The following is a 21563-nucleotide window of genomic DNA, read 5'->3' as shown; positions in this document are numbered from 1 at the left end:
GTCTAAATGATATAAGAAAGCAGGAATGTGGTTCCCAGCGCAATCAGCGAAGCAATAAAGGTGGCCGAGGTATAATACTTAAACATCTCGCTAAGCGTCGCGCCGCAATATTGTTTAACCAGCCAGAACAGCGAGTCGGTGACGATGGTGCAACCGATGGCACCCGAGCCGATGGCCAACGCGATGATCTCCGGGCTGACGCCAGGGTAATGTGGCAATACGGGGGCAACAATGGCCGTTGCTCCCATCATCGCCACGGTGGCCGACCCCACCGCCGCATGCAGGCAGATAGCCACCAGCCAGGCCAGCAAGATCGGATGCATATCCATATTCGACAGGATCACGGCCAGCGTATCTGCCAGCCCACTGGCTTTTAATATGCCGTTGAATGCACCACCGGCCCCGATAATCAGCAAGATGTTGGCGATGGAAGAGAAGCCGTTTTCCGTTTTGGTCAGCAAGGTGCCCATGCCCATATTGCGGCGAATACCCAGCACGTAGTAGGCCACGAAGGCGGCGATAAACATGGCGGTGATCGGGTTGCCGATAAACTCCAGGAAGGTATACAGCGCGCTGTCTTTGGCCATATAGAGTTCCGCTGCAGTTTTCACCAACATCAGAATGATCGGCAATAGCACGGTAAACAGTGTGGCACCCAACGAAGGCAAGTCCTGCTCGTTACGCACCTGCACGGAGGAAAACTCGGCGGGGACCGGTTTGAACGGCAGGCGCTTGCCGACCAACTTGAGGAACAGCGGCCCACCAATCAGCGAAGCGGCCAGCCCGACAATCAAACCATACACAATCACCGAGCCCACATCGGCACCCAACTTGTTGGTGACAAACAGCGCCGCCGGATGCGGAGGAACCACACAGTGCACGGCCATCAATGCGGTACACAGCGGGATCGCCAACTTCAGCAAGGAGGTATTGGTTTTTTTGGCAATCGAGAACGCCAGCGGGATCAGCAACACCACGCCCACTTCAACAAACAGCGTAATGCCGCAGACCAGCCCCACCAGCACCATGATCACGTCAGCCGACAGCCAGCGGCACTTTTGCAAGGTGATGCCTATGCGTTCTGCCGCCCCGGACACTTCCATCATGTTGCCCAGAATGGTGCCTAAACCAATCACCGCCGCCAGGAAGCCCAAGGTCCCGCCGATGCCGCCTTCAATGGCATTGACCATTTCCAGCGGGTTCATGCCCATCAGGGCTCCCACATAAAAACTGGCCAGCAGCAGCGCCAGGAACGGGTGGATCTTGAATTTTACGATAGTGAGAATAATGATAATGATGCTGCTTAATAACGTAGCGACTACCCAGATCTGCGAGTCCATGTTCAGCGTCCTTCCAGGATAAATTTCACTCCTATTGGAAACTAACGCCCCAGCGCTGACAAACGATCAAAACGCCTCTTCACATGAGCCAAATTCAATCAATCAGGTGATTTAGGTCAACATTTGGCACTATTTCCGTCTTTGGCTCACATTGCTTCATCTTTAAGCCCGGATTTCGATATACTCCTTGATGATTTATAACCGGCGCAGCATGCGGCGCCCCTACTGATTAACAGGTGATGACCGTGTACGACGAAAAGCACCAGCTCGCCCGCAACAGGCACCTGAATGGCTATCAGCTAGCCAAGCTGCATACGTTTGAGATTGCCGCGCGGCAAGGTTCGTTCGTGCTGGCCGCCGAAGAGTTAGCGATCACCCCCAGCGCCGTCAGCCATCGGATCAACAACCTGGAAGCCGAGTTGGGTTTTAAGCTATTCCAGCGCTTTCACCGCCGGATCGAACTGACCCCCGAGGGCGAGCGGCTATTCTGGGTATTGAAATCGTCACTCAGCTATCTCAATCAGGAGATACTGGAGATTAAGAGCCAGGAGCTGTCAGGCACTCTGACTATCTACTCCCGCCCGTCGATTGCCCAATGCTGGCTGGTGCCCAAGCTGGCGGACTTTGATCGCCAATATCCGGCCATCAGTCTGAATATTCTCACCGGCAACGAAATGGTGAACTTCCACGGGGCGGGGATCGATCTGGCGATCTATTTTGATGACAAAACGCCGGAGAAACTCGATTGCCAGCATTTGATGGATGAGTCGATCGTGCCCGTATGCAGCCCGGAGTACGCCGAGCGCCATGAGCTAGTGGGTAACCCCGCCAACCTGCGGCGCTGCACGTTATTGCACGATCGTCAGGCATGGAGTTACGACTCGGACATCGGGGAGTGGAATACCTGGGCCAAACACTTTGATCTGGAATTTGCCGAAGGTCAGCGCGCGATGGGGTTTGATCGTTCGGATCTGGCGGTGATCGCTGCCATGAACCACGTGGGAATTGCCATGGGCCGCAAGAAGTTGGTGGGTAAGCGCCTGGAGAATAACGAACTTATCGCGCCCTTCCCCGGCATGGAAATGCAATGCGCCCAGCGCTACTACATTTCCACGCTCTCAGATCGGCAATGGCCCAAAATCAATGCCTTTATCCTGTGGTTAAAGGCCATGGCCGAGGGGTCTTAATTAGCCGCCTGCTGGCGCGCCCACGCCAGCGTCTGCGCTGCCAGCTTATCGCTGGCCAGGCCAAAGGCCTGTACAACGTTGTCCATCGATTTACCGTTGATCGGCTCACGCACCGCAAAACTACGGCTGGCCATCACTCGGCGATCGGAGGTGCGAACCAGACGAGCGTCAAAGCGGATCACCACTTCGCCCCGCTCGCCGTCATAGACTCCCTGGAACGAGGACAAGTCACCACCCAGCTCAAGATCCGCCTGCAAATTGTCATCGTCGCTGCTCACCGAGCGGAAATGACCACTGGTGCGGAACTCCTGGATCAGACGATTACGCAGCAATAACGGGGCCGGATCGCTCCAGCGTGAGCCGCTAAAAGAGGTGATCTCCGCGCCCTGAGGCTGCACCGCAATACGCGTACCGTTCAAAAACTGGCTGGTATTGGGCTGCACGATACGTACCGAGCGTTCAGATACCTGGCCCCCGGCTACGGCCGCTGGCTGGGCTGGCAGCAAATACACCTGCTGTATCGGGCTTTCCGGCAAAATAGTGCAGGCGGCCAACGGTATCACGGCTATCAGCACCAACAACCGTAGCGTCTGGCGAAGTTTTAGCTTAATCATTTAGGGGTAAACTCCTTGGTACGTTCGCGGCCCCTGAGCAAGGCGGACGGGTTCTCTTCCAGGCGGCTCATGGCACCGCGCAAGGTCAATAAGGTTCTACGCAATTCATCCACCGCCGGGCCAAGATCGTTGAATCCCTGGATGCCGCTATTGAGTGACTGTTGATTCTCATTGAGCAATTTATTGAGCAACGCACTGGTCTTCTCAAGCGATGCCATCGTGTTAGCCGCATTGCTGATCAACTGCTTGCCCTGCCCGTCCAGCAATACGTTGGCATTGCGCACCAACCGATTGGTCTGCGCCAGCGTATCGTTGCTTTGCTTGGTCACCAGCGCCAACTGTTGCAGGATGGTGCGGATATCTTCACGCTGCCCGGCTACGGTAGAGGTAATCTGTTCCAGATTATCCAGCGTATTCACCAGACGCTGCTGATTATCCGGCGTCATTAGCTGATTCAAACGCACCAGCACTTGGTTGACATTGCTCATCACATCTTCGCCATTGGCGAGCAACTGGGTCAGCGGCGATGGCGTAGCGATAATCACCGGGATTGCCCCATCTTCTCCTGTCAGCAGCGGGCTGGCTTCACTGCCGCCGCTGAGTTGGATATTGGACGTACCGGTAATGCCAGCTATTGCCAGGCGGGCCTGGGTGTCCTCACGGATCGGCGCAGAGGCCGTGACCCGAATGCGCGCCCAGACTTTGGTTGGTACGTTGGGATCCAACCGCAGCAGAGTCACTTCCCCCACGCGGATCCCACTGTAATTGACCGTGCTGCCCTGTGACAGGCCGCTGACGGCTTCATTGAACACGATATCGTACTGTTTAAACTGGCGATCGGTGCCAGACTTGGTTAGCCACAGGCTGAACAGCAGCACGGCGGTGAAAATAATGAGAGTAAATAAACCAATCAAGACATGATGCGCACGGGTTTCCATTTGTTATTGCCTCTCTGGGATATTCGTTACGGCCTGCTGTGCCGCCCGCCCACGCGGGCCGTGGAAATACTCTTGGATCCAGGCATCGTCAGTGGCGGCCACCACCTCCAGCGTATCCACCACCAGTACCTTCTTCTGCGAAAGTACCGCTACCCGGTCACAGATCGTATAAAGCGTATCGAGATCGTGGGTGACCAGAAACACCGTTAACCCCAAGGCATCGCGCAACGTGCGTATCAGGCTGTCAAAGGCGGCGGCACCGATGGGATCCAGCCCGGCCGTTGGCTCATCCAGAAACACAATTTCCGGATCCAACGCCAGCGATCGGGCCAACGCAGCCCGCTTGACCATGCCGCCAGAAAGCGAAGCCGGATACTTATTGCCGGCACTGGCAGGCAGACCGGCCAGCGCCAGTTTCACCTGTGCCAACTGCTCGGCATCGCGGCGCGGTAAACCTGCATATTCAATCAGCGGCAACGCCACGTTTTCCGTCACCGTCAGCGAACTGAATAAGGCTCCTCTCTGAAACAGCACACCAAATCGCCTTTCCAGCACGGAACGGCGTGTACCAGAGAGCGCCATCAGATCCTCGCCAAAGACGTGGATCTGGCCAGCAGTTGGGCGACGCAGACCAACGATGCTGCGCAACAGCACGGATTTGCCAGTGCCCGAACCGCCAACCACGCCCAGGATTTCTCCTCGGCGCACGTCCAGATCGAGGTCAACATGCACACATTGGGTGCCAAAACAGTTTCGCAATTTACGGATGCGAATAATGGCTTCCGGGGTCGTCTGGCTCACACACCCATCTCCATAAAGAACAGTGCAGCGACCGCATCCAGCAGGATCACCACAAAGATTGAATGCACGACGCTGGCGGTGGTATGTGCCCCTACCGACTCGGCGCTACCGCTGACTTTAAACCCTTCCAGGCAACCGATAATGGCAATCAGGAACGCAAACACCGGCGCTTTGCTCATCCCTACCAGGAAGTTCTGAAAACCGCCGCTGCTCTGCGTGATGGTTAAAAACATGGTCGGTGAGATATCCAACGTCAGCGCGCAGACGACCATGCCACCAAAGATGCCGCTAATCATGCCGATAAAGGTCAACATCGGCAGTGCCAGTAGCAGCGCCAGCACGCGCGGGAGCACCAGCAATTCGACCGGGTTCAGCCCCATCGCCTGAATAGCGTCTATTTCCTCGTTGGCCTTCATCAGCCCAAGCTCTGCGGTAAAGGCGCTGGCGGTACGGCCCGCCATCAAGATGGCCGTCAGCAGCACCGCGAATTCACGCAGGAACGAAAACACCACCAGTTGCACGGTGAAAATGCTGGCACCGAAGGTAGACAGGACGGTTGAACCCAGGAAAGCGATGACTGCCCCCACCAGGAAGGTCAGCAGCATAATGATCGGCACCGCGTTCAGGCCAATTTGCTGGAGATTGGCCACTAGCGAGGTGATCCGCCAGCGCGTTGGGCGTAGCAGACTGGCAAACAGGGTTTGCAACGTCAGGCCGATAAACCCTAACAGGGCTATCAGGTTGTGCCAGAAATTTTCCATCGACCGGCCGACGTTGGCCAGCAGTTCGATTGCCAGACCGGGCGGCTTTTCTGCCGGTGGTGGCTCAAATCCTTGCAAGGCACGGCCAACGGTTTCCAGCAGCACTCGGCGTTCCACAGGGAGCGTGGGGGCTAACTGTTCAAGATCGGATATCCGTTGGTCACCCAGCAGATTGACCAACAAGGTGGCACCCGCCGTATCCAGGCTACCCAGTTGGCTGAGATCGAACACCACGTCGGCCGGCAAGCGAGCTTGCAGTTGCCCAACGGCAGGTTCCAACAGGCGATAATGTGCCAGCACCCAATCCCCAGATGCCAAGATACGGGGAGGATGTAGCGTCTCGTCCACGTTGAGTAATGTGCTGAGTTGCTGTTCTGCCATTGTGACAGCCTCTACTGGCAAAGAAATCCATACCCGTCGTCCTTCAAGCGACAACTTGAAATTCATCAGGCAAAATCTATTTATAACATTAGCGTAGCGGCTTTAAGCAGATTTGCTGTGGCACGGTAAAATATCGTTATTCTTGGTGGTCGTTCAGGGTTCAGCATCTCTGAAAAGATACAGGGCCGGGAGATCCCCAGCCCTGCATAACGCGAATTACTTCACTTCGCCCATCGCTTTCAGTTTTTTGGACAGGTCGCGGCGTTCTTTCGACAAATCGGCATTTTTGATGATGTAATCATCAACACGATCTTCATAGTCACCGCGCATGTTGGCGATGATGCCCTGAATGTCTTCAATGCTCATACCCGGCTTGATGTACTCGCTCAGGTTGTCGAGCAGCAGCACACGCTTCTGGTTGTCACGAATTTTCTTTTCGTTGTCGACAATTTCACGCTGTAACTTGTTTTTACGGCGGAACATACGCACAAACTCCAGCACGTCCTGGAAACTCGGCTTATTTGCATTATCCATCTTTATACCCTTGCTTTAGTAATACACAGATTCATTTGCTTACGGCCACAATGATACCAAGATACAGGGTTGTGGCCGTCAGACACAACTGTCATTGCCCTATCTTACCCACTTTAGCGCCTTGGCCCTATCCCGATGCGCCTGCTTCATGATCTGAGCCACTATTCACGCCCGTTGGCCGTACAAACCTTGAGCAGATCGCCCAGCTCTTCCAACTGCTGCGCCAGTTCCATGCTCAGCCAGACATAGCCATAAATAGGTGCTTCGCTGAGTCGTGCTGCACTGGCCTCTTGCATTAATGCTTTCAATTCTGCGGAGATTTCGCTCAGTTCCCCGGCAATGGCCTGCGCATGCAGGGCTTCACCATCCCGCATAATATTCGCCAACGATTCGATCGCGCGCTGCGTCAACACCTGTGAACTACGTAGGGTTTTGGCATTGAGCATAATAAAATGGGTTTCACGCGAAGCCCAGTAAGCATCGGCCAGAAGCTCCAGCGTACACACCAGGTTGCGGCTCAGGGTTTGTACCGCTTCAAAGACCGGTTTGGCGATATGAGTCTCTTTGCTGACGGGGGCGATCAGTGCGCGTAGCTTCACCACATCGCCCAACAAGTTTTTGAGCCGAGGTTCCAACCGGGGCCGCTCAATCATGTTGGGTGAAAGGTAAGCGCCGTAGATCTTCCCGACTGTCTCCAAGCAATCCGCCATTTTCATTCGCCACAACACATAAGCTCGCTGCGGGTAGATGCTGGTAAACAATAGCGCCAGCAACGAACCAAAAATCACATCGCCGCTACGCCACAGTGCGACAGTCATATCGCCAGCCCCGGCACCGCACACCACCGCCAACGTAATGCCGATCAGCAATGCCATATAGGGCCGTTTGCCCAGCGTCAGATAGCCGCAGACAAACATCACCACCCCGCACCAGGCCAGCATCACTGGCAGCGAGTACAGCTCCAGGTAAAGCGCAATCAGGCCAGAGGCCGCGCCAAACACCGTACCGGCAATACGTTCCAGCGCCCGTTGCAGCACATTGCCCCAAAAGGAGATCGGCCCCATCACCACTACCAGCGTGATCAACGGCCAAGTGCCTTCCGGTACCGCCAACAGACGGATCAGCAGGAAAGTCAGGATAAAGGCCAACCCGATCCGCACCCCATGAACGATACGGTAATTACGGTAGATCAGTTGTTCAAAAGAAGAAATTTTTCTATCCAGACGCACGCTTGTTCTCACCGTACCCTGCTGTAAAACCCTTATTTTAGTGGAAGAACCTGGCTGACGTACAACACAAGCTGTTGAAAAATGTTTCTTGATTAGGTGAAGTTTAAGTTTGCGCTAAAGATTTTAGCGGCAGAGGATTTACCTTTTTGCTAAAGAGTGAGACTATCAGCGCATGGAAACCAAAGAAATCAGGCGCAACAACCTGCGCGATCTGATGGCACATTTCGCCCGGCAAGGTACCAACCAGAATGAGTTTGCGATCCTGGTGGAGTCTTCTGCGCCAACGCTGAGCCAGATCACCGGTGAAAAATCCTCCCGCAACCTGGGCGACAACCTCGCCAGACGCATTGAGGCCAAACTCGGCTTGCCCAAAGGCTGGTTCGATGTGTTCCATGAGAAGGCGTTGGAACAGCCGTTTGACAACGTGGCGGCCGAATCGGATTTCCAACCGGCACGGCTCAAACCCGTGGTATGGGAAGATACCGAGCAAGACAAGGAAGAGTTTGTGGAGATCCCCTTGCTGGATATCGATTTCTCCGCCGGTGACGGCTGCTACGAAATTGTCGATAGCGAGGAGTTCTCGCTGATCTTCCGCCGTTACTACCTGCACAAGATGGGGGTGCCGGTAAATGCGGCACGTATTATCCGCATCTCTGGCTCCAGCATGGAACCCCGGCTGCAGGATGGCGATGTGGTGGGCATCAATACCGTCGATACCCGCATCCGCGAAGGGAAAACCTATGCGATCCGCCACGGCAATCTGTTACGGGTCAAGATCCTGATTGAACAGCCCGACGGTGGCGTGGTCATCCGCTCTCTGAACCGGGAAGAGTACCAAGATGAACTACTCAGCTATCCGCAGCGCAAAGAGCAACTGGTGGTGCTGGGCCGGGTATTCTGGTCTTCTTCCTCCTGGTAAGAGCCTGGGATCGGGCTTTGCATGCGGCTAATCGTGCGCAGCATGCAGCGCCCCTACGCAATGAACCACCCAACCGCTATTTGAAATCCACCGCCATTTGCTGCGGTATCGACAGCCCACGGGTCGATTGCACACAACGACCGATATAGTCGGTAAAGCGTGGCGGTTTAGGCATGCCCAATTTGAGGATTTTTTCGTTGCTAAAACGCACGTTCAGCATGGCAAAGGAACCATACAGGCGCATCGCTTTCAGCATCAGGCGCTCATTGCACGGCCCGAAGATACCCTTCAGCTGTTTGCGCATTTGCAACAGAGCTTCGTAGCTGACCTGTGCATAGCGATCGCCCACCGGTGGCTCCTCTTAGCGCGGCGGCGATAGCATGATCGATATCCGCAAAACTGACACTGCTCTCCTCCCCCGCCGAAATATGATAAACATCGTTATCCAGCCTCTCGCGGTTGAGCAGCATCACCAGTGCATCGGCGCTGTGAACATTTTGCCCTGAATGAGGTAGCGACAAATTCTCTTTAGCCTCATATTATGCGCTATCGAATAGGGAGAAAGACATGCCACAACCACTGGATGGCCTACCCCAGCAAGAACGTGAAAGGATCCAAACCGATTTGCTGGCACTCAAAATCATTTATAGCGAACGCTACGGCTACGCCACCGAGTGGGAAAGCGCCGAAACGCACGTCCCCACGCATCTACGCGGCTACTTTCAGCAACGGCTGAACTTCTATCGTACTGCGCAGCGCCACTCAATTTAACGTTAAGCATTAACCAATACTTGGCATCGGTGATCGCGCCGTTACAATAGGGCTATTCCCTACGCCAACAAGAGATGCGACTTTGAGCAGCAAGGCACCGGCCACATTCTACATACACGACTACGAAACCTTCGGCAAAAGCCCGTCAATGGACCGCCCGGCGCAGTTTGCCGGGGTGCGTACCGATATGGATTTCAACATTATCGAAGAACCGCAGGTGTTTTACTGTGCGCCAGCCGATGACTACCTACCCGATCCCGAAGCGGTGATGATCACCAGCATCACGCCACAAGAGGCGCTGGCCAAAGGCGTTAACGAGGCCGAGTTTGCTCGCCGTATCCACGAAGCGTTCAGCGTCCCTGGCACCTGCATTCTGGGTTACAACAATATCCGCTTTGACGATGAAGTCAGCCGCAACATCTTTTACCGCAGTTTCTACGACCCTTACGCCTACAGTTGGCAAAACGGCAATTCGCGCTGGGATCTGCTGGACGTGATGCGGGCCTGCTACGCCCTGCGCCCGGAAGGCATCGTCTGGCCAGAAAACGAAGATGGCTTCCCCAGCTTCCGTCTGGAACATCTGACGCGTGCCAACGGCGTTGAACACGAACACGCTCACGATGCGATGTCAGATGTGCATGCCACCATCGCCATGGCCAAGCTGGTCAAACAGGCACAGCCAAGGCTGTTTGATTACCTGTTGCAGCACCGCAACAAACACAAGCTCAATGCGCTGATCGACGTCGCGGAAATGACGCCGTTAATGCACGTTTCCGGCATGTTTGGCGCAGCACGAGGTAACACCAGTTGGGTTTCACCGCTGGCCTGGCACCCAGACAATAAAAATGCGGTGATTATGTGCGATCTGGCAGGGGATATTACCCCGCTGCTGGAGCTGAATGCCGATGAGCTGCGTGAACGCCTCTACACCCGCCGCGATCGGTTGGCTGCCGATCAGGCCCCAGTGCCGATCAAACTGGTGCATATCAATAAATGCCCGGTGCTGGCTCCGGCCAAGACGTTGCTGCCAGAAAACGCAGACAGACTAGGCATTGATCGTCAGGCTTGCCTGGAGAACCTGAAGGTGCTGCGTCAGCACCCGGAGATCCGCGAAAAAGTAGTGGCCCTATTTGCCGAAGCCGCACCTTTCACCCCGATCGATGATGTGGATGCCAAACTGTACGACGGTTTCTTCAGCGATGCCGACAAGGCAGCGATGAAGATCATTCAGCAAACCAAACCGCAGAATCTGCCCGCGCTGGATTTGACCTTCAGCGATGGTCGGATGAAAGAGCTGCTGTTCCGCTTCCGGGCCCGTAACTACCCGAATACGCTGGACGACGCCGAGCAACGCCGCTGGTTGCAGCACCGCCAGGAGGTGCTGAGTGCCGAACGCGTACAGAGTTATATCTTGCAGCTGGAGTCGCTGTACAACCTGCACGAAGGGGATAAAGAGAAGATGGCGTTGCTGAAAGCGCTGTTTGACTACGGTAAACAGTTGGTGGGTTAAACCCTGTGCTTTTCCATTGATTAACGGGCGCAGCATGCGGCGCCCCTACACAGCGAGTCGGATAAGATTTGTTAGTAATAAAAAGGGTTCCAACATGTGGAACCCTTTTTGCTATCGCGAGGCAGACGAGTTGATTAAGCCACGTCTTCGCTTGCCTGTGGCACCGGCAGGCTGAAGCTGCGGGTGACAAACGTCAGATACAGCAGGCCAATCGCCGCCCAGACCAGACCCAGCGTCATCGAACTGACTTCCAGGTTGACCCACAATGCACCGACGGTTAACGCTCCCAACACCGGCAGGATCAGGTAGTTGAAGGTGTCTTTCAGCGTACGATTACGTTTCTCGCGAATGTAGAACTGCGAGATCACCGACAGGTTAACGAAGGTGAACGCGATCAATGCACCAAAGTTGATCAGTGCCGTAGCCGTGACCAGATCGAACGAAACGGCAGACAGCGCAATCGCGCCAACCAACAGCACGTTCAGCGCCGGAGTACGCCATTTTGGATGCACATAACCGAAGAAACGCTCCGGGAATACGCCATCACGGCCCATGACGTACATCAGACGGGAAACACCCGCGTGAGATGCCATACCGGAAGCCAATACGGTTACGCACGAGAACACCAGGATCACCGACTGGAAGAACTTGCCAGCCACATACAGCATGATTTCCGGCTGTGAGGCGTCAGGATCTTTGAAGCGCGAGATATCCGGGAAGTACAGCTGCACGAAGTACGACACCACGATAAAGATCACGCCGCCGATCAAGGCCGTCAGGAAGATGGCTTTCGGGATCACGTTTTCTGCATCTTTGGTTTCTTCGGATAACGAGCTGATGCCGTCAAAGCCGAGGAACGAGAAGCACAGAATGGTCGCACCGGTGATCATCGGCACCACGTGCGCGTTGTCAGACCAGAACGGACGGCTGCTCACCAGCGTACCAGCACCTTCACCGTGGGAGATACCGTTAATCACCAGACCCAGGAACACGATCATGATCGCCACCTGTACCACTACGATAATGGAGTTCAGGTTGGCTACCAGCTTGATGCCACGCAGGTTGAACGCCGTCATCAAGGCAACCAGGGCCGCAACGAAGATCCACGAAGGTACACCCGGGAAAATGGCTTCCAGGTAAATTTTTGCCAACAGGATGTTGATCATCGGCATGAACAGGTAGTCCAGCAGTGATGACCAACCCACCATAAAGCCGACGTGCGGGCTGATGGCTTTCTGGGCATAGGTATAGGCAGAACCGGCGGAAGGGAATTTCTTCACCAGTTTGCCGTAGCTCAGGGCGGTAAACAGGATCGCCAGCAGAGCAAAGGCGTACGCGGTCGCGACGTGACCGTCGGTCAGGCCGGAGACGATGCCAAAGGTGTCAAAGATGGTCATGGGCTGCAAATAGGCCAGACCCATCATGACAACCGGGACTAAAGTCAGTGTTTTACGCAGTTGGGCGCGTTGGCCGGCAGCTGGTGCAGCGGTGATGATATTATCGGACATCGCGTAGCCCCCCCTTACCTTCAGTCTTGCGGATAATAGACACGCCAAGACTCAAGGTTGCGGGGAAACTTCGCAACGTGCGACTAAATTCTAAAAGGGGGATGAGGGAAGCTGGATAACTAGGCACAATCGCCTGTGTTGCTCCATAATCGCTGCGACCGCAACGGAAACCGGCGGGCACCGGTGCCAAGGTGTAAAATTGCCCCATCGTTCTTATCCTCATGAGTCACGACCATAAAGTTTTGGTTGATCGCGACGAACCTATTTATCTATCCGGCTCGATGTCCGGCCTCGCTTGATGTATGAAACGCACGTTGGTAAAACATAATGCAAAAAAAATAACCGACGCGTTAAAACGTCGGCTATCTGCATGTCGCGTATTCTGCCATAAGATCACAGAAAGACAAGATCCTGAAACCTTCTAATACAAATTCTTTTGCTTAATATCCGGAAAAACGCCCTTCCTCGCCATCAGGGTGCCTGACATCAGGCATTTTTCAGCATCCAGTCGATCTCTGTTTCCGTCACCAACCGTTCAAACTGCATCAGTTCCCCCATTTTGCAGGCGAGATAAACCTGTGAAAAGCGTTCACCGAGGTAGTGCGTCAGCTCGTGCTGATGCTCAAATTCGTACAGGGCATCGCTTTGACGGATCGGGAAAGGCAGCCCCTCCTGCTCCAAACCGTTGCCCGTCACTGGCTCAGGTAGCGGCAATTCGGTATCTAGCCCGTACAGCATCCCCGCCAGGATCGTCGCCACCACCAGATAGGGGTTGGCATCGGCACCGGCAACCCGGTACTCCACACGGTGGTTCTGCGCATCGCCACAGGGAATACGCAACGCCACGGTACGGTTGTTATGCCCCCAGGACGCCTGGATCGGCACATACATCCCCGGTTGGAAACGGCGGAACGCATTGACGTTGGGTGCCAGCACCGCCATCGACGCGGGCATCAAGGCGATCATCCCGGCTAATGTCCGCTTCAGCAGCGCCGAGTCTTCGCCATCCGCTTCGGCAAACAGGTTTTTCCCCGCGCTGTCTACCACGCTGAGATGGACGTGCATACCACTCCCCGCGTAATCCTCATAAGGTTTCGCCATAAAGGTGGCATGCATATGGTGATGCTCAGCCACCTGACGCACCAGGCGCTTCAGCGCCAGCGCATGATCGCAGGCTTGCAGCACGTTGTCGGTGTGATTCAGGTTCACCTCGAACTGGCCGGGGGAGGCTTCAGCCACCGCACCATCCGCTGGTAGCCCTTGCATCTGTGCCAGCGTGTCGATGTCGTTGAGCACCCCGGCAAAATGGTTCAGATTATCCAGCGAATAGACCTGGCTCTGTACGTTGCGCTCCTGGGTGCCTGGTGCGCACGGCGGTTGCAGATATCCTGCCGAGTCTCGCTGTCGATCAATGAGATAAAACTCCAGCTCTACCGCTACCACCGGGAACAGTCCGCGCTGGCGCAACGCCTGCCATATTCGGTTCAGTACATTGCGGGGTTCAACGTCAAAGGGAGTACCATCTTCATCCAGCATAGTCAGCAGCACCTGACCAATGTGTTCCGGATCCGCCGCCGACGGCGTCAGCGTACCGGGCACGGGCATGCAGATCCGATCCGGCTCGCCCAGTTCCTGGCCCAACCCGGCCTCTTCGACCACGTTGCCCAAAATATCCATTGCAAACAGCGAGGCGGGGAAATAGCAGCCTTTTTCAACTTTTTTCAACCCGGAGATGGGAATGCGCTTACCGCGGAAGGAACCATTGAGATCGGTGAGAAGGATATCGATATACTGCGTGGCAGGATGGCGTTCCAAATAGTGAGCAACCTCACTTTGGAACGCGCTACTTCGCCTTTCTTCATTATGCTGTGCAAAATCTTCTACTACTGCGCTATTGGTTTGCATACATCACCTGCCGTTGTGCTCTTGGGAATGCCTTCGCATCCGCTTGCCGATTGACTTAACACATGGTTTGATTTCTCTGTAGAGTGCGCCACAGGCTGGCGCTCAAAATAACACCCATAATATGAAACATAGCTTTAACATAAATGGTTTGCAAATGTTACAATGGCGTTTGATTATTCGCCAGAGACTGCTAAATTGATAAAATATTGACCGAAAAGGCGTTGTTTGCGCTTTGTTGGTACAGAATTTCTTCCGCCAGACCAGGGGGAAACATGGGCAATATATTTTACAACGGCCACCCAACTACCGATATCATGTGGTTTCGATATCACTCAGACAGGTACCCGGCTCCGGGTGTGATCCCAACCTGTCGCTCCTACCAGAAGGAACTACCGCTATGAGCGAAGTCAGCTTGGCACCAGGCAAGCGCCTGTCGCAGATCCGTCAGCACTTGGGTTTGTCACAGCGTAGGGTCGCCGAACTGTCCGGATTAACCCACAGCGCCATCAGCACCATTGAGCAGGACAAAGTCAGCCCTGCCATCAGTACGCTGCAGAAACTGCTGAAGGTCTATGGGCTATCGCTGTCTGAATTTTTTGCTGAACCTGAACGGCCAGATGAACCCAAAGTGGTGATCGAGCCGGACGATCTGATCGAGATCGGCAGCCAAGGCGTTTCGATGAAGCTGGTGCATAACGGCAGCCCTACCCGCAGCCTGGCCATGATGCTGGAGACCTATCAACCGGGCACCACCACCGGTGAGAAGATCAAGCATCAGGGCGAAGAGATCGGTACGCTGCTCGAAGGGGAGATCATGCTGACGGTCAACGGCCAGACCTATCTGCTGACGGCTGGCCAGAGCTATGCCATCAACACCGGCATGCCCCACAGCTTCAGCAATACCTCAACGCGCGTTTGCAAGATCGTCAGCGCGCATACCCCAACCACCTTCTGACAAGATCCGCCGGAGGAGTGATGATGGAACATGTTGCCAGCTATTATGCCGCCAGCGCCAACCCCCACGCTCCTTATCCCCAGTTGAACGAGGCTATCCGCTGCGATGTCTGCATCGTCGGTGGCGGTTTTAGCGGCCTCTCCAGCGCCCTGCATCTGACCGAGGCCGGTTACGACGTGGTGGTGCTGGAAGCCGCACGCATCGGTTGGGGAGCTAGCGGGCGCAATGGCGGACAGGTGGTCAACTCTTACAGCCGCGATATCGATGTGATCGAGGCTCGCTACGGCCAGCAGACCGCAGCGATGCTCGGCAGCATGATGTTTGAAGGCGCAGAGATTATTCGCCAGCGTATAGATCGCTACGCCATCGCCTGTGACTATCGCCCCGGCGCGGTTTCCGCCGCCTTAACCAACAAACAATTCGGCGCGTTAAAAGAAAAAATGGCGCATTGGCAGCGTTATGACCACCAGCAACTGGAACTGCTCGACGGGGAAGCCATGCGGCGCACCGTTGCCAGCGAACGCTATGTCGGCGGGTTGCTGGATCGCCACGGTGGCCATCTGCATCCGTTAAATCTGGCGCTGGGCGAGGCCGAAGCGGTACGCCGCCATGGCGGTCGACTATTTGAACAATCAGCAGTCACCCATATCGATTATGGCCAACCTAACAAGCTACACACAGCGCTGGGTTCCGTCAGCGCCAGTTTGGTGATCCTGGCGGGCAATGCCTATTTGGGGCAGAAATTAGAACCACGCCTCAGCCGCTTGAGCATGCCCTGCGGCTCACAAATCATCACCACCGAGCCTTTATCTGCGGATATGGCCCTTTCCCTGTTGCCGGATAATTACTGCGTCGAAGACTGCAACTATCTGCTGGATTACTTCCGCCTGACGGCCGACAACCGCTTGTTATACGGCGGTGGCGTGGTCTATGGCGCACAGGATCCAGCGGATATCGACGCCAGGATCCGGCCTTTGATGCTCAAAACCTTCCCGCAGTTGAAGAAGGTGCGCATTGATTACCGCTGGACCGGCAATTTCCTGCTGACCCTGTCGCGCATGCCGCAATTTGGCAGGTTGGAGAACAACGTCTATTACCTGCAAGGCGACAGCGGTCACGGTGTGACCTTGACTCATCTGGCAGGCAAACTGATTGCCGAAGTGCTGCGTGGCGATGCGGAACGCTTTGATGCTTTTGCCAAACTACCCCATCTGCCGTTCTTCGGTGGCCGCCATTTACAGGTGCCATTTACCGCCCTAGGTGCCGCCTATTACGCCTTGCGCGATCGCTTAGGGTTCTGAATACCGCTTTTGATCTGAGTTATGTCATTTTGCATGTTGCAAAAATGGCAATTCGTGTTACAAAAGAGTTTCTTTAGCCGTCTATACATCCAAATGAATTTCACGTTGCCGCCACCACGCCGCGATTTGAAACACGAGGGGCGCAACGTCTTCAGCCAAACTATGCCGACCAATACCGCTTCACGCCTGGAGATGCGCAATATCTCCATCGCCTTTGCCGGGTTCAACGCACTGCAAAACGTCGATTTCACCCTGCAAGGTGGTTCGACCCATGCGCTGGTGGGGGCCAACGGCGCGGGCAAATCCACGCTGATGGGAATTCTCTCCGGCGCGCATAGCCATTACCAGGGTGAAATTTTTATCGACGGCCAAAAGGTCGATATTCATTCACCACTACAGGCACGCCAGCACGGGATCCAGGTTGTGCAGCAGGAGGTGGATGTGGCGCTGATCCCCACGCTTACCGTCGCGGAAAACATCATGCTGGACTGGCTCAATCAGCCGGGCCATCTGCTGAACTGGCGGAAGTTGCACCGCCAGGCCGCCACGCTGTTGCAGCAGCTTGGGTTGAATATCAACCCACGCCAACGCCTGGAAGCCTGTACGTTGGCGGAGAAACAGCAGGTGCTGCTGGCACGGGCGCTATCCCACCGCTGCCGTTTTCTTGTGCTTGATGAGCCGACGGCTCCGCTGGACAGTACCGAGAGCGAGCGCCTGTTCCACATCGTGCGCCGCCTGCGCGCCGAAGGTATCGGCATCGTGTTTATTTCCCACCGCATCCACGAATTGAAAACCGTCTGCGACCATCTGACGGTACTGCGCGATGGTCGTCATGCCAGTGAAGGCAGCATGCAAGGCCTTAGCGGTGAACAGATCGTCGAGAAAATGCTTGGCCATTCGCTGGACGACATCTTCCCTGCCTCCCGCCCACCACACGGCTCGCGCCCGTTGCTGCGGGTAGAGGGATTGCACGATCGCCATAAACTGCGTGACGTTTCGTTAACCCTGCATCAGGGGGAAATCCTCGGCATTGCCGGGCTGGCGGGCGCAGGTAAGACCGAGCTTTGTAAAGCGTTGTTTGGCGCAACCCCCAGCAAATCGACGCGGGGAGAGTTGCACGGCAAACCCTGGGCACCGCACTCACCGCATCTCTCGGTAGAGCAAGGCCTGGCGCTGGTGCCGGAAGAGCGCCGCAAGGAAGGCATTTTTATCAACGAAGCCATCCCGATGAACCTGAGCGTCAGCGCCGATGACAGCTTCTCCCGCTGGAGCCTGTTCAGCCGCCGCCAGGAACTGCGCTGGGCGCTTGAGATCATGCAACGACTCGGCGTACGGGCCTCCGGCCCACAGCAAAAGCTGGCGCGCCTGTCTGGCGGCAATCAGCAAAAAGTGGCGATCGGCAAATGGTTACGTGGCAACGCCGATGTGCTGATCTTTGACGAACCCACCAAAGGCGTAGATATCAAAGCCAAACAGGATCTGTTCCGGCTGATTGACGGTTTGGCACGTGATGGCAAAGGCATTATCTATGCTTCCGGCGAGTTTTCCGAGCTGGTGGGCCTGTGCGATCGCATCTGCGTGCTGTGGGATGGCCGCGTGGTGGCGGAACTGAACGCCGCCGATATTGATGAAGAAACCCTGTTACTCTATTCCACCGGAGGAACTCCTGCGTGAGTAAAGAATTATCCCTGAAAAGCGTTCTGCCCTGGCGCCACCAGCTGTTTGAGTTTTTGTATAAATGGGGGATGTTGCTCACCGTTGTCGCACTGATCACGCTGTTTGGCCTGGCTTCCGACAATTTCCTCGATGCCAACAACATCATCAACATTCTGCGCTCGATCGCCATCGTGACGGTGATTGCCATTGGCGTGTCGATTTCACTCTCGGTAGGTGGTTTCGATCTCTCCGTTGGCTCAACGGCTTCATTAGCTAATGCGTTGGTGATCTCGTTATTTGCCTGGTACGGCTTCGGCACTACCGGCGCCATCGTGCTGACGCTGCTGCTGTGTACGTTAGTCGGCCTGTTCAATGCCTTTTTGATCGTAGTGCTGAAAATCCCCGATATGCTCGCCACGCTCGCCAGCCTGTTTGTTATCCAGGGCGTAGCCATGACCTACAGCTACGGCGGCTCCATCACCCAGAATATGGTGCTGCCAAACGGCGACATGGCCGAAGGCGTGATCCCAGAGGTGTTCTCCACACTGGGACAAGTGCCGGTGATCGTACTGATTATGCTGGTGGTGACGGTGGTCATGCAGCTTTTCCTGTCGTTGACCAAGCATGGCCGCCGAATGTATGCCATTGGCGGTAACCCGGAGGCCGCCCGGCTTTCCGGCATTCGCACAGTACGTTACAGGGTTACCGCATACGTGCTTTCCTCCCTGCTGGCGGGCCTTGGCGGTATTTTGCTGGCGTCACGTATCGGTTCCTCACAGGTTAACGCCGGGGGCGGTTACCTGATGGATGCGGTGGCGGCGGCCTATATCGGCTTCTCCTTGGCTGGCTCCGGAAAGCCGAACGCTCTGGGTACCCTGGTTGGCGCGATTATCCTGGGCGTGTTGCAAAACGGCCTGGTGATGCTCTCTGTGCCCTACTACGCCATGGATATCATTAAAGGGCTGGTGCTGGCATTGGCACTGGCGATCACCTACATCCAGAAACGCTGATCACCTCGGCGCAGCACTGCGCTGCGCCGGGTGCTATACCCCTCCTCTAGTTTCAACAAATTACTGATCAAATATACAAATGATACGAGTTATCATTTGCATTTACATTTCGATGAATTTCCTTACAATGGCCTGACGCTTTGTTGATGAAACGGAAATTCTCGCGGCAGCGTGAAAACATATTCTTTTAAATCAAATAACTAACAGGAAAACCTGTGACCTCGGGACGGGAATATTTAACCAATGGAAAAGCCAAGCTATAACACTTTAATCGCGTTAATCCTCGCATCACTCGCCAGCGGCAGCGCTCTGGCACAAACTGCAGATACCATGGTGGTCACCGCCTCCGGTTTCCAGCAGAGAATTCAAGACTCGCCGGCCACCATTTCGGTGATCCCACGCCAACAGTTGGAAACCCGCGCCTATCGTGACGTCACCGATGCGTTGAAAGACGTGCCGGGCGTAGTGGTAACCGGCGGTGCCAGCAGCAGCGATATCAGCATTCGTGGGATGTCCTCCAAATACACGCTGATCCTGATCGACGGTAAACGTGTCGATACGCGTGGCACTCGCCCTAACAACGATAACGCCGGTATCGAACAAGGTTGGTTGCCGCCATTGCAGGCAATCGAACGCATTGAAGTGGTGCGCGGGCCAATGTCTTCACTCTATGGCTCCGATGCCATGGGCGGGGTAATCAACATTATCACGCGCAAAACCTCCACCACTAAAGACTGGGTTGGCTCCCTGCAAGGCGATGCCACCATTCAGGAAGACCGGGATTCCGGTGATATCTACCAGACCAACGCCTACGCCTCTGGCCCGCTGATCGATGGTCTACTTGGCCTGCGGGTAAATGGTCTGTTCTCCCATCGTGGGGAAGATCACCTCACCAATGGCTTCAACGAACAGCGGATGCGCAGTGGCACCGCGGTATTCAACCTGACGCCGGATGAGAAGAACGATTTTGATTTCGAAATCGGCCGTTCCCTGCAAGATCGTAACAGCACGCCGGGTAAATCGGTAGCATCAGAAAACTGCCGCAAAGGCGTCTGTAAGCCAAACTCCTCCAGCGACAACCTGTATACCCGTAATAACTACTCCATCACGCATAACGGCTATTACGACTTTGGTAACAGCACCAGCTACATTCAGCGGGAAGAGACCAATAACCCAGGGCGCGACATGAAGATGTACAACACCATCTTCAATACCCAGACCCAGTTTGACCTCGGCTCACACATGCTGAACCTCGGCGGGCAATATCGCTACGAGAAGCTGAGTGACGGTGGCAACCAGCTTGAGGCGGCCGACGGTCTGGACCAGTTGACCCGTTGGAGCTGGGCGCTGTTCGCCGAAGATGAATGGGCACTGACCAACGATTTTAGCCTGACCACCGGGATCCGTATGGATCGCGATCAGAACTACGGCAGCCACTGGACGCCACGCATGTACGGCGTATGGCACCTGACGGAGATGTGGACCGTGAAAGGCGGGGTGTCTGCAGGCTACCGCTCGCCAGACCTGCGTCAATCGTCTGCCAACTGGGGTCAGATCACCGGCGGTGGCGTGACCAATGGCATCATCGTGGGTAACCCGAATCTGAAACCAGAGAAAAGCATCAGTGAAGAGGTCGGCATCCTGTGGGATAACCAGGAGGGGCTGAACGCGGGTATCACCCTGTACAACACCGATTTCAAAGACAAGATCACCGAGGTTCGCCGCTGCAACAGTTCAAGCGATCCAGCCTGCACCATCGGCGACGAGCACTATGATTTCGTCAGCGACCGCGTCAACGTGGATAAAGCCAATATGCGCGGTATCGAAGTCACCACCGGTTGGCAGATCACCGAAGACTGGAAGCTGAGCACCAACTACACCTTTACCGAGTCTGAACAGAAGAGCGGTGAGTTCCAGGGCAAGGCGCTGAACAAGATGCCGAAGCACATGATCAATGGCGTGCTGGATTGGCAAGCTACTGAGGATCTCGGCCTGTGGTCACGTGTTAACTTCCGCAGCGAAACCTCGGAATACCTGAGCCGAACCTCAATGGCGGTCAGCACACCATCCTATACCTTTGTTGATGCCGGGGTGAGTTACCAGGCGCTTAAAAACCTGCAGCTCAGCGGTGGGGTTTACAACATTCTGGATAAAACCGTGGATTACGAACACTTCAACACCACGCTGGATGGCCGTCGTTATACCGTGGGTCTGACTTACAACTTCTGATTGCCAAACATAGT

Annotated in this window: 18 protein-coding genes and 1 pseudogene; 9 read left to right on the top strand and 10 right to left on the bottom strand. The window is 55.2% G+C overall.

Features of this window, described 5'->3' with window-relative positions:
* Positions 1-2: 2 nt before the first annotated feature.
* Positions 3-1340: a D-serine transporter DsdX gene (gene dsdX, locus KAJ71_RS03360; protein WP_024485917.1), complete on the bottom strand. Its 1338-nt coding sequence runs from the start codon at positions 1338-1340 to the stop codon at positions 3-5.
* A gap of 245 nt (positions 1341-1585) precedes the next feature.
* Here dsdX and dsdC point away from each other — a divergent pair, with 245 nt between their 5' ends.
* On the top strand, positions 1586-2527 hold the full coding sequence (dsdC, locus tag KAJ71_RS03355) for a DNA-binding transcriptional regulator DsdC (protein ID WP_248944372.1): 942 nt from the start codon (positions 1586-1588) through the stop codon (positions 2525-2527).
* On the opposite strand, the gene KAJ71_RS03350 is transcribed toward dsdC, so the two are convergent.
* From KAJ71_RS03350 to KAJ71_RS03325, 6 genes are all read right to left on the bottom strand, one after another.
* Complete coding sequence (locus tag KAJ71_RS03350) at positions 2524-3141, bottom strand: ABC-type transport auxiliary lipoprotein family protein (protein WP_248944371.1); 618 nt, start codon at positions 3139-3141, stop codon at positions 2524-2526. The genes dsdC and KAJ71_RS03350 overlap by 4 nt on opposite strands.
* Positions 3138-4079, bottom strand: coding sequence for an MlaD family protein (locus KAJ71_RS03345; RefSeq protein WP_248944370.1), 942 nt, complete (start codon positions 4077-4079; stop codon positions 3138-3140). The genes KAJ71_RS03350 and KAJ71_RS03345 overlap by 4 nt, the downstream gene beginning before the upstream one ends.
* A 3-nt stretch (positions 4080-4082) precedes the next feature.
* Positions 4083-4880, bottom strand: a complete 798-nt coding sequence (locus tag KAJ71_RS03340; protein WP_065683235.1) for an ABC transporter ATP-binding protein — start codon at positions 4878-4880, stop codon at positions 4083-4085.
* Entirely contained in the window at positions 4877-6022 is a 1146-nt protein-coding gene (locus KAJ71_RS03335; RefSeq protein ID WP_248944369.1) for an MlaE family ABC transporter permease, read from the bottom strand. Before KAJ71_RS03335 ends, KAJ71_RS03340 begins: the two co-directional genes overlap by 4 nt.
* 216 nt (positions 6023-6238) lie before the next feature.
* Positions 6239-6556: a PTS system regulator TmaR gene (tmaR, locus tag KAJ71_RS03330; protein WP_024528076.1), complete on the bottom strand. Its 318-nt coding sequence runs from the start codon at positions 6554-6556 to the stop codon at positions 6239-6241.
* A 161-nt stretch (positions 6557-6717) separates the two neighbouring features.
* Positions 6718-7785, bottom strand: coding sequence for an FUSC family protein (locus KAJ71_RS03325; RefSeq protein WP_248944534.1), 1068 nt, complete (start codon positions 7783-7785; stop codon positions 6718-6720).
* Between the two features lie 172 nt (positions 7786-7957).
* Between KAJ71_RS03325 and KAJ71_RS03320 the strand changes: the two genes are divergently transcribed.
* A complete protein-coding gene (locus KAJ71_RS03320) occupies positions 7958-8704 on the top strand; it encodes a S24 family peptidase (RefSeq protein ID WP_248944368.1) in 747 nt (248 codons plus the stop codon).
* 76 nt (positions 8705-8780) lie between these two features.
* On the opposite strand, the pseudogene KAJ71_RS03315 reads toward KAJ71_RS03320, so the two are convergent.
* Positions 8781-9195, bottom strand: a pseudogene (locus tag KAJ71_RS03315) (NAD(P)H-binding protein); the annotation flags it as partial.
* 76 nt (positions 9196-9271) lie between these two features.
* On the opposite strand from KAJ71_RS03315, the gene KAJ71_RS03310 reads away from it, so the two are divergent.
* Positions 9272-9475, top strand: a complete 204-nt coding sequence (locus KAJ71_RS03310) for a DNA polymerase III subunit theta (RefSeq protein ID WP_248944367.1) — start codon at positions 9272-9274, stop codon at positions 9473-9475.
* Between the two features lie 82 nt (positions 9476-9557).
* A complete protein-coding gene (gene sbcB, locus KAJ71_RS03305; RefSeq protein ID WP_283106625.1) occupies positions 9558-10985 on the top strand; it encodes an exodeoxyribonuclease I in 1428 nt (475 codons plus the stop codon).
* A 134-nt stretch (positions 10986-11119) separates the two neighbouring features.
* Here sbcB and KAJ71_RS03300 read toward each other — a convergent pair whose 3' ends face one another.
* Both KAJ71_RS03300 and KAJ71_RS03295 read right to left on the bottom strand, forming a co-directional pair.
* Positions 11120-12493 (bottom strand): APC family permease, encoded by a 1374-nt coding sequence (locus KAJ71_RS03300; RefSeq protein WP_065683227.1) that lies wholly within the window; start codon positions 12491-12493, stop codon positions 11120-11122.
* Positions 12494-12979: 486 nt separating this feature from the next.
* Positions 12980-14398, bottom strand: coding sequence for a glutamine synthetase family protein (locus KAJ71_RS03295; RefSeq protein WP_248944366.1), 1419 nt, complete (start codon positions 14396-14398; stop codon positions 12980-12982).
* Positions 14399-14795: 397 nt separating this feature from the next.
* On the opposite strand from KAJ71_RS03295, the gene puuR reads away from it, so the two are divergent.
* The 5 genes from puuR to KAJ71_RS03270 all read left to right on the top strand — a co-directional run bounded on the left by puuR (position 14796) and on the right by KAJ71_RS03270 (position 21549).
* Complete coding sequence (gene puuR / locus KAJ71_RS03290; protein WP_021805845.1) at positions 14796-15353, top strand: HTH-type transcriptional regulator PuuR; 558 nt, start codon at positions 14796-14798, stop codon at positions 15351-15353.
* Between the two features lie 20 nt (positions 15354-15373).
* A complete protein-coding gene (locus tag KAJ71_RS03285) occupies positions 15374-16654 on the top strand; it encodes an NAD(P)/FAD-dependent oxidoreductase (protein ID WP_248944365.1) in 1281 nt (426 codons plus the stop codon).
* Positions 16655-16816: 162 nt separating this feature from the next.
* Positions 16817-18328: a sugar ABC transporter ATP-binding protein gene (locus tag KAJ71_RS03280; RefSeq protein ID WP_248944532.1), complete on the top strand. Its 1512-nt coding sequence runs from the start codon at positions 16817-16819 to the stop codon at positions 18326-18328.
* Complete coding sequence (locus KAJ71_RS03275; RefSeq protein ID WP_248944364.1) at positions 18325-19320, top strand: ABC transporter permease; 996 nt, start codon at positions 18325-18327, stop codon at positions 19318-19320. Before KAJ71_RS03280 ends, KAJ71_RS03275 begins: the two co-directional genes overlap by 4 nt.
* A gap of 243 nt (positions 19321-19563) precedes the next feature.
* Positions 19564-21549 carry a ligand-gated channel protein gene (locus KAJ71_RS03270; protein WP_248944363.1) on the top strand — a complete coding sequence of 662 codons (1986 nt, stop codon included), beginning with the start codon at positions 19564-19566 and terminating at the stop codon, positions 21547-21549.
* Positions 21550-21563: the final 14 nt, after the last annotated feature.

Origin of the sequence: Serratia silvae (genome assembly GCF_023282985.1) — a bacterium.
Classification (GTDB): Bacteria; Pseudomonadota; Gammaproteobacteria; order Enterobacterales; family Enterobacteriaceae; genus Chania; species Chania silvae.
Note: the sequence above shows the minus strand (reverse complement) of the source record. Positions and strands in the feature narration are given on the sequence as shown.